We start from the raw sequence: 13,020 nt of genomic DNA on the forward strand, positions 1-13,020 counted from the left end.
CCTTTCGATGCGGTGGGCGGTCACAGGTCACCAGCCGTCCCGGGGGAAGCGGGTGTCGCGGCCGCAGTGGTAGCAGGTCGCCTCGGTGCTGTCGGACATGTCCAGGCGCAACTTCGGGTTGGCGCGTTTCATCACCTGGTCGTAGGGTTCGCACGCGCCGACGCACTCGTCCTGGTCGGTCAGCGGGCGCGAGGGCGGGAAGACGGTGCACGCGGTCGCCCATACGTAGCCGCCTCTGCCGCCGGGGATGTGGTCGACCGGGTCGATGCACCCGTTGGGGCACGGCCAGTTCGTCGGCTTGGGCGGTGTGCAGACCGAGCAGCCCTGCGGGTCGAAGCCGTGTGCGCACTTGCGGCGGGGCGGGAAGTCCTTGCCGTTGTGCGGGCAGAGGTAGTCGGCCGGGCCGTGTTCGGGCCAGAGCCGGTAGGCACAGTTGTAGCAGTTGGTGTGCAGGTACCACTCGTCGGTGGGATGGGTCAGAGTGGCCGTGTCGGGGATGAGGACCCCGCACCCGGTGCGGATGCCGTCCCCGGTGACGTGCAGAGTGGTCTTGTTCCTCAGCCGGGCGAGCCTCACAGGGCCTCGTTCCTTCCCTCAAGGCGGCGCAGCGGCCGGTACCCCGCCGCGTCCAGCTTGGATAGTTCCTTGTCGACGTCGATGGAGATCTCCCCGATGAGGTTGACCCCCTCCGAGCGGGCCGGGGAGATGTGCGCCAGCACCGCGTCGTCCACATAGCGGCCCGACGCGCGCAGCTCGGCCACCGCCAGGCCGAAGTACTCCGTGGTCCAGCAGATGATCGCGTTGGTCAGCAGGGTCAGGCACAAGGCCTGCTCGCTCTGCTGCTCGTGGTGGCGCCGGCGCATCGCCCCGCCGCCGACGTGGTGCAGGTCGCGGCGCAGCCCGTGCAGGCTCTCGCCCTTGTTGAGCTGGCGGGCGATCCGGCGCTGGTACTGCTCGTCGGTCAGGTACCGGCAGGCATAGATCGTGCGGCGCAGCGCCCCCCACTCCTTGAGAGCGGCGGCCAGGGCGTTCTGCCGCGAGCTGGCCGAGAGCTTGCCCACCAGCAGCGAGGCGGTGGAGTGCCCGTACTTGAACGACGCGGCCAGGCGGAGCATGTCGTCCCAGTGGGTGGTGATCAGGTCGGTGTTGATGTGCCCAGTCAGCAACGGCCCGGCCATGGGGTAGCGGTGCGTGTAGTCGCCCCGCGGCCCGAGCCGGTGCAGCACGATGCGGCCCAGGTCGCGGATGCGCGGCGACAGGGTGAGCCCGACCAGGTCGAACAGCGCGAAGTTGACCAGCGTCACCCCGTGCGTGTCCGTAGCGTGCTCGGTGATAGGCAGATCGGTCTGGTTGCCCAGGATCTCGTCGAGGACGTAGTGGGCCTCGCGGTGCGTGGGCACGATGACCTTGGTGCCGTAGGTCGAGTGCTGGTCGGACACGTGCGTGTACTGGGAGATGCCCGCGTCCACGAAGTACCGCGACAGGTGGCGGGCGGTCAGCGACTTGCCCTGCATGGGGAAGCGCTGGCCATCGGAGGAGGACAGGGTGCCCGCGCCCCACACCCGCGTCATCGGCAGCCGGTGGTGGTAGTTGACGACTGCGGCGATGGCCGCGCGCAGGGTCTCTTCCCGCAGGTACCACTCGGCCGTCCACGCCAGTTCGTCGTAGGAGATGCCGGTGGCCTCGGACATGGCGGTCAGCCCCATGTTCAGCCCGTGCGCGAGCACGACGGCGAGCAGGTTGCGGCGCACCTGGGGGCCGCGCGCCTGCTTACCGCCGGCGTGCACCAGGTGCTCGCTCAGCCCGGTGCGCCGGTCCACCTCGATCAACAGCGCGGCCAACGGCAGGCGCGGCAGCATCCCCGCCAGGTCGGTGCGCAACGACTCGGCCTCGGCGGGGATGTCGTCGGCCTCCAGCTTGGGCACGACCAGGCGCCCGTCATCGGCCAACCGGGCGGGCCCCTCGCCGCGGTCCAGCACCAACTCCAGGGCTCCCAGTGCGGTGTGCAGCTCGTCATCGGCCTGGGCGAGCGCCTCGCCCGCGTCCCGCGGGGTGCCGGTCTCGGCGCAGAACTCGGTGCGCTTGTCCACCCAGGCCGCCTTGGGCATCAGGTAGGAGGCCGGGTCGGCATAGCGGCGCGAGGCGGGCACGTGCACGTCCCCCGACCGCAACCCGTCCCGCAAGGCCACGATGGCCGACAGCTCCCAGTACCGCCGGTAGGCCGCGTTGTCCTTGTCCTGCGCGGCCTGGTTCAGGTAGCCGCGCCACCGGGTGGGCACAAAGGAGTCCGGCGCGTCCTCGGGCACCTTGCGCTTACCGGTCTCGTTGAGCTCGCGCAGCACCTCCAGACCCTGGAGGAGGTCGCGGGCCTGCTCGTTGCCGTCGAAGCGCACCGCCTTGAGCACGCCCGGCACGCACCCGCGCAGGTAGGCGTAGGACTCCTTGAGCGCGGCCAGGTGGCCGTTATCGCGCGGCAACCGCTCCTGCTTGATCCCGTGCGCAGCCCGCAGGCGCTCCATACCGATGCGCTCGCGCAACAGCACCCCGACCTGCTCGGCGGGCACCCCGTCGTCGGCCAACACGGGCAGGATCTCCTCCAGCAGTACCAGCCGGTCCTCCGCGGCCCGGCCGCGCTCGGCCAGCCGGGCGGTCATCTTCACCCGCGCCCTGGACTCGGTGGAGGAGACCACCTGGTCGAAGAGCTGCACCACCTCGTCCAGCACCTCCACCGCCCCCTGCGAGAGCAGGGTCAGCAGGATCGGGTAGCGCACCTCCGGGTCCCGCCGCTCCAGCCCCTGGGCTGTGGAGCGGCGCCCGATCGTGGCCAGGTGGCGGCGCCGCTCGGTGGGCAGCACCGACACGTCCAGGGCGTGGGCGTCCAGCGACCTCAGGTACTCCAGCTTGGCGACCTCGGCGTTGACCGCGTTCGGGGAGGCCTGCGTGGCGCCGTGGGAGAGCCAGTGCAACCGGGTCGACCCCAACGCGGGGTCCACCCGCAGCAAGTGGTCCAGGTCCAGGCGCAACACCTGGGTGAGCAGCGGCTCGATGCGGTGGTAGGTCTCGGCCTTGGCGGCCTCGCGGGCGGCCACCACCCGCTCCAGCAGCCACACCGGCCCGGGCCGGATCACGCACGCGCTGCGCAGGTGCGCGCACGCGGCCCGGAACAGCGCACTGGGCGAGTCGTGCTCCATCGCGCGGGCCAAAAGGTAGGTCTCCAGCTCCTTGGCCTCGGGCTCCTTCATCGATCGCCACTTCAGGTGGGAGGCGACCTCGCGCAGGTGGTCGCTGCGGGTCTGCTCGCGGGCGCCGTAGGCGCGCAACTCCCCGATCGGGATGCGCAGCTTGTCCGACAGCCGCGCCAGCGCCGGGGCGGGCACGGCCGCCAGGTCGGTGGGCACGTACCCGAGCCAGGGCAGGGCGCACAACTGCACCGCGACACCGAGCCGGTTCGCGGCACCGCGGCGGCGTTCGATGAACTCGATGTCGGAGGGGTGGAGGGTGAAGTAGCGGATCAGCTCTTGGGAGCTGATGGTGTCGGGGAAGGCGCGCAGTTGGGCCAGTTCGGCCTCGGAGAACACCTGGGTGGCCAACGTGAGCCTCCGGTCGGGGGTGAGGGGGTGACCGTCAGCGACCAGCCAAGCAGGCAGGGAGGCTTAGCGTTGGATTTTCCGCGAAAACTACCGGGACCCCTCAATGTGCCGCTGACTCTCCGGGAAGAGCCACTGCTGCATATCGCGTAGACGATCGAGACGGAGCCGTCCGACAGGGCCTTCCTGTAACCGAATACGCACGAGTCGGCCGCCGCGGGCGTTGGGGTGGCCGAGATCAGAGCGACGAGAGCGGCGGAGGCCAGGCCCGCGGCGGCGGACTTCTTCCAGAGCATGACGAAAAATCCTTGCGTCAAAGGTAAAGAGGGCGAGGACAGCGTGCCGCGCCGTGGTCGGAGCGGCCAAGGCCCCATGGGCGTCCGGGTGTGGCCATGGCCGGACGCGGTGCTACCGCGCAGACCACGGGGCCAGGCGCGGCCCTGACCGCAGGCGGCCGCGCACGGACTCTTGACGGGAGGACGATTCGCCTTATCGGCTCCGAGACTCACCGTCTCGCCATGCGGGCACGAAGAAGCCCCCGCGCAACGGAGCTTGAGTTCTAGTGGTCGTTGCAACACCCCACCTCTGGAGGGGTGCGATGAGCGACTTCGAGATCGGGAAGCGTTCGCCCATGGGGGGCTACAGGAAGCTCCACAGGGAACGAGCGGAATACTTCCGACTCATGGAACTGGGGTACTCGAACAAGGCGGCCTGCCAGGCCGTGGGCGTCAACATCCGGACCGGACGTGAATGGCGCAACGGCAGGCAGGCCCCGAAGCGGATCGTGGCGCCCGCACTCTCGCAGCGGGCGCCACGACAAGACAGCGGTCGCTACCTGCGCCCGCAGGAGCGGATGCACATCGCCGACCGGCTGCGGGACAAGGCATCCATCCGTGCCATCGCCGCCGAGCTGGGCCGCGCGCCCTCCACCATCAGCCGCGAGGTGCTCCGCAACCGCTCCTACTACGCCAGAGCGAAGATCTACCGCTACGGGCCCCACGTCGCACAGTCACGCGCCGAGGCCCGCCGCCCCCGATCCCAACCGGGCAAGATCGCCCGCAGCCCACGCCTGCGCGACTACATTCAGGCCCGGCTGGAACAGCGCTGGAGCCCCGAGCAGATCGCCCACCAGATGCGTCGGGACTTCCCCGACGATGCGGAGATGCGCGTGAGCCACGAGACGATCTACCGGGCCCTCTACGTCCAGGGCCGCGGAGAGCTGCGCAGAGAACTCACCCGGGCCCTGCGTTCGGGGCGGGCCCGACGCCGCCCCCACCGCCAGGCCCACACACGCCAGCCGCGGTTTTCCGCACCCATGGTGATGATCAGCGAACGGCCGGCCGAAGCCGCCGACCGGGCCGTCCCCGGCCACTGGGAGGGCGACCTGATCGTGGGCGGCCGAGACCAGAAGCACTCCGCGATCGGCACGCTGGTGGAGCGATCGAGCCGGTTCGTGATGCTCGTCCACCTGCCCGACGGCCAGCACCGGTCCGAGCACTTCCACCAGGCCCTCACTGAGTCCCTAGGTGGGCTGCCCTCGTTGCTGAAGCGGTCGCTGACCTGGGACCAAGGCCCGGAGATGGCCATGCACCACAGGTTCAGCGCCGCAACCGACATCCCGGTCTACTTCTGCGATCCGGCCAGCCCCTGGCAGCGCGGCTCCAACGAGAACACCAACGGGCTGCTCAGGCAGTACTTCCCCAAGCGCACGGACCTGTCGGTCCACTCCCGCGAGGACCTGGACGCGGTCGCCGCCGAGCTCAACTCCCGCCCACGCAAGACGCTCGACTGGGACACCCCAGCCGAGCGTCTCGCTAAGCTCCTCGCGGCAACCAACTGACTTCACGTGTTGCGACGACAGCTGGAATTCGCCGAGCGTCGCGCGGGGGCGTTTTCGTGCCCGGGTGACGGAAAGGCGCGTCTCGGCTCTGGAAGGCCCACTTATCGAACATAAGCACCTGAGCGGCTGTCTGCTGTGAGGTCAGTCCGAGGTGCCAACGGATTTGATCCGCGCCTCGCTGACCGCAGGTAATGCTCGGTGCTCGCTCGGCTGTTCCGGGACACCGTGGCACGGCGTGGTCTCCGGTGGCATGCAGCGGCACTCCGCCGCCCGGACGGGCCGGAACGAACCCCCACACACCGGGACGTTTCGCCCGCACATACGCGGACTCTTAATCCGCGGGTTCAGGGTTCGAGCCTTTGGGGGCCTACCCTTCTCCATCCGGGCGTTCCTCCTGCGCGAGGGGCGCCCTTCGTCGTCTCCGGGGTCCCGGGGCCCGGAGGGAGGGCGTGGGAGAGCCCCGCCCGGTCGCCGGGCGGGGCTTGGTCCCGGGGGACCGGGCCGCGCGAACGCGTCGGCCGGGGCGTCACGCCTGAGAGGGGGGATCGGCGCGCAGCCGCTCGTTGATCCGCAGCGCCTCCTCCAGCTGGTCCTCCAGGATGATGATCCTGCAGGCGGCCTCGATGGGGGTGCCCCCGTCGACGAGTTCGCGGGCGCGGGTGGCGAGCCTGAGCTGGTAGCGGGAGTAGCGGCGGTGGCCGCCCGCCGAGCGCAGGGGCTCGATCAGGCGGGCCTCACCCAGGGCGCGCAGGAACGCCGGCGTCGTGCCGGTCATCTCCGCGGCGCGGCCCATGGTGTAGGCGGGGTAGTCGTCATCGTCGAACCGGTCACCGGTGTCGGCACGGGGCAAGCGCTCGTCTTCCTTCTTCTCTCCTGGGGGCACGCCGAGGGCCCCAGCGCCGTGCGGCGCCGGGGCCCGAGAGTTCAATACCATCTACCGGCCGCTGCCGGTCTTCCGCTTCCCGAGGTCGAGCTGGAACGGGATCGCGGGGATCGCGGTTGTGAGACCGTGGACCACCTTCTTCCGAGCCGGGGCCTGCGGTACCCGGGCGGAACTTCCCCGCGCCCGGGCGATCCTGATGGCATCTACTCCTCTCGACCTCACTTCGTGCGTCTGTCTCCACTGCGGTCCTACCGGCCCCCGGTGTCATCAAGCACGTGCACACCGGTCGGGCCGTCCTGCTCTCCACCGGCGTATCCGGTGGTCCAGCCGTGGGTCTCTGTGGCTACGACAGGAAATCTAGCACCGGACCCGGCAGATATCTACTCCATCCAGTGAAGGTTTTCAGGCGAGTCACGGGCGCGGGGCCAGGTGGCGCGGCGCCGGGGCCGTCCCGCCGGCCGGCGGGGTCCGCGGCCGGGGGTGCGGATCCGGGCGCACTCGGCCCAGAAAAAATACTGCGACGCCGACACATTTTCTGTTCTTTTCGATAGCGCGTACAACGGTGTCCTGTGACACACGGATTTTTCTGGGACAGGAGAGTTCTCGTGTGCTAGGTTCTGAGGAGTTGCAGTCGTGAACCCCGATGGATCCCATCTCTTCGGGCGATCACCGCGGTGACGGGAAAATCGTCATTCGCGGTTTTCTTTATTTTCCGAACGAGAGGTATCCCTATGGCGACCGGTACGGTCAAGTGGTTCAACGGCGAAAAGGGCTTCGGCTTCATCGAGCAGGACGGCGGCGGCCCCGACGTCTTCGCTCACTACTCGAACATCCAGGCCACGGGCTACCGTGAGCTGGCCGAGGGCCAGTCCGTGCAGTTCGACGCCGTCGCTGGGGCCAAGGGCCCGCAGGCTGAGAACATCACCCTGATCTAGGGGAGCCGACGCTCCTCCCGCGGCAGGGGCCCGCCCTACGGGCGCTGGGCCCCTGCCGTCCTTCTTTTCTCCGCCGGATTCTCCAGCCGTCGCTCTTCGACCGGCACCGGCACCACCGCGCCCCGGAATTCTCCGGGCGAGCGCGGGCATCCGCATCACTTCTCCGGCGTACTCCGGTTTCCCCCTGCGAGGCCGCAAGGCCTCCCGCCCGGCGAGCGCCGTCGGCGAAAGGCCTCACATGAGTCATCCGTACCGCACCGGCGCCAGCCGCGGCCGTCCCTCCCAGGGATACGGCCGCCAGCGCCCCCGCACCCCCAACCGCCCCCGGTCCAGTGGTCCCTCCGGCGAGTTCGCGCTCCCGGCCACCGTCACCCCGGCGCTCCCGCCGGTGGACTCCTTCGACGCGCTGGACATGCCCGCGTCGCTGAAGCGGACCCTGGCCAAGCAGGGCCTGACCGTACCGTCCGAGATCCAGGCGGCCACCCTGCCGAACTCCCTGGCCGGACGCGACGTGCTGGGCCGCAGCCGCACCGGCTCGGGCAAGACCCTGGCCTTCGGGCTGGCCCTGCTCGCCCAGCTCGACGGGCGCAAGGCCGAGCCCCGGCAGCCCCTGGCCCTGGTGCTCGCCCCCACGCGTGAGCTGGCCCAGCAGGTGACCGACGCGTTGGCGCCCTACGCGCGCTCGGTGGGGGTGAGCACGACGACCGTCGTGGGCGGCATGCCCATCCACCGCCAGGCCCGCGCCCTGCGCCAGGGCGTGGAGCTGGTCGTGGCCACCCCCGGCCGCCTGCGCGACCTGATGGAGCGCGGCGACTGCCTCCTGGACCGGGTGGAGTCCGCGGTCCTGGACGAGGCCGACCAGATGACCGACATGGGCTTCATGCCGCAGGTCACCGCGATCCTCCAGCAGGTCCCGGCCGACGGCCGGCGCATGCTGTTCTCCGCCACCCTGGACCGCAACGTCGACACGCTGGTGCGCCGTTTCTTGAACGACCCGGTGGTCCACTCGGTCGACCTGTCCGAGGGCGCCGTCTCCACCATGGAGCACCACGTCATGCACGTGACGCACATGGACAAGCAGAGCGTCGCGACCCGGATCGCCGCCCGTGAGGGCCGGGTGATCATGTTCCTCGACACCAAGCGCGCCGTGGACCGGATGGCCGAGCACCTGCTGGCCAACGGCGTCCTCGCCGCGCCCCTGCACGGCGGCCGTTCCCAGCCGCAGCGGACGCGCACCCTCGACCAGTTCAAGAGGGGCGCCGTCACCGCTCTGATCGCCACCAACGTGGCGGCGCGCGGCATCCACGTGGACGGGCTGGACCTGGTGGTCAACATCGACCCGCCCACCGACCACAAGGACTACCTGCACCGGGGCGGGCGCACCGCCCGGGCGGGGGAGTCCGGCAGCGTGGTCACGCTCGTGCTGCCCGCGCAGCGGCGCGACATGACCCGGCTGATGAGCCGGGCGCGCATCGATCCTCACACCGCGCGGGTGGACGCCGAGGACGCGGAGCTGGTCCGGGTGACCGGGGCCCGCGAGCCCTCGGGCGTACCGGTCTCGGTGCCTTCCGGGGGCCCGCGTGAGCGGCGGCGCCGCGCTCCGGCCGGACGCCGGCCGCGCCGCTGACCGATACACACGGGGCCCGGGAGCGTTGCGCTCCCGGGCCCCGTGCCGTGTGTGACTCAGCCCCGCTGGGAGGCCGTCTCCCGCTCGGCCTCGGCGGTCTCCCGCCCGGGCGGGTGGCGCCTCTCCAGGGAGGCGCCCTCCACGTCGATGTCGGGCAGGAGCCGGTCGAGCCACCGGGGCAGCCACCACGCCGCGTCCCCGGCCAGGTGCATGAGCGCGGGGATCAGCGCCATGCGCACGACGAACGCGTCGATGAGCACGCCGAAGGCGAGCGCGAATCCGATCGAGCTGATCATGACGCTGTGCGAGAAGACGAACCCGCCGAACACCGAGATCATGATGATCGCCGCGGCGGTGACCACCGCGCGGCCGGCCCGGAAGCCCTGCATGACGGCGGTGCGGGAGGGCGCGCCGTGCACGTAGGCCTCGCGCATCCCCGTGCCGATGAAGAGCATGTAGTCCATCGCCAGGCCGAACAGGATCCCGACCAGCAGCGTGGGCAGGAAGTTCAGCACCGGACCGGTGTTCTCGATCCCGACGAGGCCGCCGAGCCACCCCCACTGGTAGACGGCCACCACGCCACCGAGCGCGGCGAGGAAGGACAGGATGAACCCGAACGTGGCCACGACCGGAACGAAGACCGACCGGAACACCAGCAGCAGGATCACCAGCGACAGGCCCACGACCACGGTGAGGTAGGTCGGCAGCGCGTCGCTCAGGGTCTCGGAGATGTCGATGTTGCCGCTGGTCATCCCCGCGACGCCCAGCGGACCGGTGCCCTCGATCGGCTCCAGGGCCCGGAGGTCGTGCACCAGTTCCTCGGTGGACTCGCTGGAGGGCCCCTCGGCGGGCACGACCTGGAAGATGGCCATGGTCTGGTCGTCGGAGACGGCGATCGGCGCCACCGCGACGACGTCGTCGTAGGAGTAGAGCACCTCCGCGATCTCGGCCCGCTCCGCCTCGGCGTTCCGCTCGGCGGACGCCCCGGTGGGCCCGCCGGTGAGCCCGGCGGCGACCAGGAGCGTGCCGTTCTGCCCCGCGCCGAAGTTCTCCTCCACGGCGGTGTGGGCCCGGTACTGCGTGGACTCGGTGGGCTCGGAGGAGCCGTCGGGCATCCCCAGGCGCAGGCCGAGGGCGGGCAGGGCGACGACGCCCAGGGCGATCACGGTGACGAGGGCCTGGGCCACCGCCCGGCCGGTCGACATAGGCCGGACCTGTTCGGAGGAGTCCCGGCCGGGGGCGGGTGCCTCCTCGGCGAGCCGTCCGCGCTCACGGCGCGACAGGACCCGGGGGCCGACCAGTGACAGCAGGGCCGGAACCAGCGTGATCGCGATGAACACCGCGACGGCGATGGCGATGGCGCCCACGCTGCCCATCAGGCCCAGGAACCCGATCCCGGTCAGGTTCAGGCCCAGCAGGGCGATGAGCACGGTCGTACCGGCGAAGACCACGGCGTTGCCCGCGGTCCCGTTGGCCAGGCCGATGGACTCCCCGACCCCGAAGCCCTGCTTGAGCTGGCGGCGGTGGCGGTTGATGATGAACAGCGCGTAGTCGATCCCGACGGCCAGGCCGAGCATGAGGCCGAGGATCGGGGTCACGGACGCCATCTCCAGCACCCCGGACAGCGACATCGCGACCAGGGTGGCGATCCCGACGCCGACCAGCGCGGTCAGGATCGGCAGGCCGGCGCCGACGAGGGTGCCCAGCATGACGATGAGGACCACGCCGGCCACGACCACGCCGATCACCTCGGTGACGCTGACCAGGCTGGGCACGCTCCGGGACATGTCGTTGCCGAAGTCGACGGTGGTGCCGGGGACCGGGTCGTCCCCGAAGACCGCCATGACGGCGTCGCGGGTCTCCTGCGGGACCTCCATCTGGCTGTCGCTGAAGGCGATGTTGACCAGGGCGGTGTCGCCGTCCTCGGAGACGGTGCGGATCTCTGAGGCCATCTCCAGCAGGGACTCGCCCCGCTCCAGCTCCGCCAGGCCCGTCTCCAGGTCCTCGCGGTTCTGGTCGATCACGGCCTGCTCGGCGTCCAGGGCCGCCTCGGACTGCTCGAGCAGCCCGGCGGCCTCGGCCTGGGCGCGGTTGCGGTCGAGCTCCTCCTGCCCGGCCTCCAGGTCGGCGAGCCCGGCCTCGAGCTCCTCGCGGCCCGACTCCAGTTCCCGCCGCTGTTCGGCGCGCTCGCCCTCGGTGGCGAAGGGGTCGATCGCGTTCTCGACGCCGGGGACCTCGGCGGCCTCCTCGACGCGGTCGGCGATCGCGTCCCGCTGTTCCCCGGTGAAGGCCGAGCCGTCCTCGGTCTGGTAGACGACGGTGCCCGTGCCGCCGCCCATCCCGGAGAACTTGTCGGAGAGGAGCTGCTCCACCTCGTCGGTGGGCGTGCCGGGGATGGAGAAGCTGTCCTCCAGCTCTCCGGAGAAGAGGAGGAAGGCGGCGCCGGAGGCCAGCAGCAGGGCCAGCCAGAGCGCGAGGACGGTCCAGGCGCGCCGTGCGCACGCACGCCCGACTCTGTACAGGAATTCAGCCATGGGTGTGGTTTTCCGCCAAACGGGGTGGGTGGAGGAGCGCGTCGTGCGCTCAGGAGGAGGCGGGGCCGAGCGAGCCGTACCCGTCGCGGTTCACGGCGATCATGCGGTCCAGCAGGTCGTTCCAGACCCGTCGGGAGGCGTCGTCGTCGACCCCTCCGGTGGCCTGTTCCCAGTGCTGGACCGTGACCGCGCCGCCGCTGATGACGGCGCCGCACATGAGGTCCACCACGAGCGGGTCGGCCTCCGGATGGCGGCGCGTCATGATCCCGGCCAGACGGGCGCCCACGTCGTTCATCGCCCGCTCGAACAGCGCCGCCCGGCTGGGGCTGGGCTCGTTCCCCTCCTGCCGGAGGACGTGCTTGAGCCGGGTGATCGGGGTGAGCAGGTCGGTGCCGCGGATCGCCGCGGCGAGCTCGTCGAACATGTTCGCCGGGTGTTCGCCGCCCGCCGCGTCGAGGCTGGCCTCGATGCTGTCGAGGATGGCGTCCAGCATCTGGCCGAACACCTCCAGGACGATGTCGTCCAGGGACCTGAAGTGGTTGAACACGGTCCTGCGGGAGACGTCGGCCCGCTCGGCGAGCTCGTCGACACCGAAGCCGGTGTGCCCGTGCTCGGCGGTCAGCGCGGCGGCGGCGTCGACGATGGCGCGGCGGTGGCGTGACTTCAGCACCTCGCGCCGGTCCGGTGGTGCGTGATGGTCCTTCACGCCTCCAAACTACGAGCCTTGCTGCACTAGGTGCAACGAAGCACTGAGTGCAACGCGTCACGCCGATCGGACCGCCCGCGCCGCCTCTGCCGCGCGGAGCCCCCTGCCCGCGGGGATTCCCGGACCGGACCGCCGACAGGTTCCGTCGGCGGCCCTCCCTAGGGCCGGGCCTGAACGACGCGATATCCGGAAGCGGTACGGCGGCGGGCGACCGGGCGGCCGGGGCGGACTCCGACGACCCGGCGGCGGCATGCGAGGCGGCCCTGGCCGCCGACGACGCCTTCCGGGCGGCGGAGCGCCTGCGGGGCCCGCACGACCACTGGCGCGCCCGGCTGGTGACCGCCTGCGAGGTGCTCCACCCCGCCGCCGCGGTCCCGGGGCCGCGGCGGGCGGCCGTGTTTGGGATGGGCGCCGCTGGTGTACTCCATGGGAGCACGTGGAACCAACACGAAGGAGCGGCATGGCCTTCTCGGAGAAACAGCAGGCGGTCCTGCGCAAGCCCGCGCTCGGGCACGTGGCCACCCTGGGGCCGGACGGGGCGCCCCAGTCCAGCCCCGTGTGGATCGACTGGGACGGCGAGTTCCTCAGGTTCAGCCAGACCACCACCCGGCAGAAGCTGCGCAACCTGGAGCGCGACGGCCGGATCGCGGTGTCGGCCGTCGACCCCGACGACCCCTACATGTACGTGGAGGTCCGGGGCGTGGTCGACCGGGTGGAGCCGGACGAGGACAAGGCCTTCATCAACCAGATGTCCCAGAAGTACCTCGGTAAGCCCTATCCCTGGGACGATCCCAAGGAGCGGCGCGTGATCGTCTGCGTCCGGCCCGAGCGCTTCGTCGGCCGGTAACAGCGGTCCCGGTGCGGCGGCGCCGCACCGCACCCCCGGGCACGGGCGATCGGCGCCGCGC

General features: G+C 71.0%; 9 protein-coding genes. 4 read left to right on the forward strand and 5 right to left on the reverse strand.

Annotated elements, in window-relative coordinates; genetic code table 11:
• Positions 1-27 precede the first annotated feature (27 nt).
• Together FYW95_RS06260 and FYW95_RS06265 are read right to left on the reverse strand one after the other, a co-directional pair.
• On the reverse strand, positions 28-576 hold the full coding sequence (locus tag FYW95_RS06260) for a hypothetical protein (protein ID WP_160050133.1): 549 nt from the start codon (positions 574-576) through the stop codon (positions 28-30).
• Entirely contained in the window at positions 573-3,590 is a 3,018-nt protein-coding gene (locus FYW95_RS06265) for a Tn3 family transposase (protein WP_160050134.1), read from the reverse strand. The genes FYW95_RS06260 and FYW95_RS06265 overlap by 4 nt, the downstream gene beginning before the upstream one ends.
• Positions 3,591-4,269: 679 nt before the next feature.
• On the opposite strand from FYW95_RS06265, the gene FYW95_RS06270 reads away from it, so the two are divergent.
• Positions 4,270-5,427: an IS30 family transposase gene (locus FYW95_RS06270; protein WP_370462436.1), complete on the forward strand. Its 1,158-nt coding sequence runs from the start codon at positions 4,270-4,272 to the stop codon at positions 5,425-5,427.
• A 526-nt stretch (positions 5,428-5,953) separates the two neighbouring features.
• Here FYW95_RS06270 and FYW95_RS06275 read toward each other — a convergent pair.
• Positions 5,954-6,277 carry a MerR family transcriptional regulator gene (locus FYW95_RS06275; RefSeq protein WP_159944890.1) on the reverse strand — a complete coding sequence of 108 codons (324 nt, stop codon included), beginning with the start codon at positions 6,275-6,277 and terminating at the stop codon, positions 5,954-5,956.
• 764 nt (positions 6,278-7,041) lie between these two features.
• Here FYW95_RS06275 and FYW95_RS06280 point away from each other — a divergent pair.
• Both FYW95_RS06280 and FYW95_RS06285 read left to right on the forward strand, forming a co-directional pair.
• Complete coding sequence (locus FYW95_RS06280; RefSeq protein WP_159944889.1) at positions 7,042-7,245, forward strand: cold-shock protein; 204 nt, start codon at positions 7,042-7,044, stop codon at positions 7,243-7,245.
• Positions 7,246-7,483: 238 nt separating this feature from the next.
• Positions 7,484-8,872: a DEAD/DEAH box helicase gene (locus tag FYW95_RS06285; protein WP_159944888.1), complete on the forward strand. Its 1,389-nt coding sequence runs from the start codon at positions 7,484-7,486 to the stop codon at positions 8,870-8,872.
• A gap of 56 nt (positions 8,873-8,928) precedes the next feature.
• On the opposite strand, the gene FYW95_RS06290 is transcribed toward FYW95_RS06285, so the two are convergent.
• Together FYW95_RS06290 and FYW95_RS06295 are read right to left on the reverse strand one after the other, a co-directional pair.
• Positions 8,929-11,406 carry an MMPL family transporter gene (locus tag FYW95_RS06290; protein WP_159944887.1) on the reverse strand — a complete coding sequence of 826 codons (2,478 nt, stop codon included), beginning with the start codon at positions 11,404-11,406 and terminating at the stop codon, positions 8,929-8,931.
• A gap of 49 nt (positions 11,407-11,455) precedes the next feature.
• Complete coding sequence (locus FYW95_RS06295) at positions 11,456-12,112, reverse strand: TetR/AcrR family transcriptional regulator (RefSeq protein ID WP_159944886.1); 657 nt, start codon at positions 12,110-12,112, stop codon at positions 11,456-11,458.
• 460 nt (positions 12,113-12,572) lie between these two features.
• Here FYW95_RS06295 and FYW95_RS06300 point away from each other — a divergent pair, with 460 nt between their 5' ends.
• Entirely contained in the window at positions 12,573-12,959 is a 387-nt protein-coding gene (locus FYW95_RS06300) for a PPOX class F420-dependent oxidoreductase (protein WP_159944885.1), read from the forward strand.
• Positions 12,960-13,020: the final 61 nt, after the last annotated feature.

The organism is Nocardiopsis sp. FR4 (assembly GCF_009830945.1).
Lineage (GTDB): Bacteria > Actinomycetota > Actinomycetes > Streptosporangiales > Streptosporangiaceae > Nocardiopsis.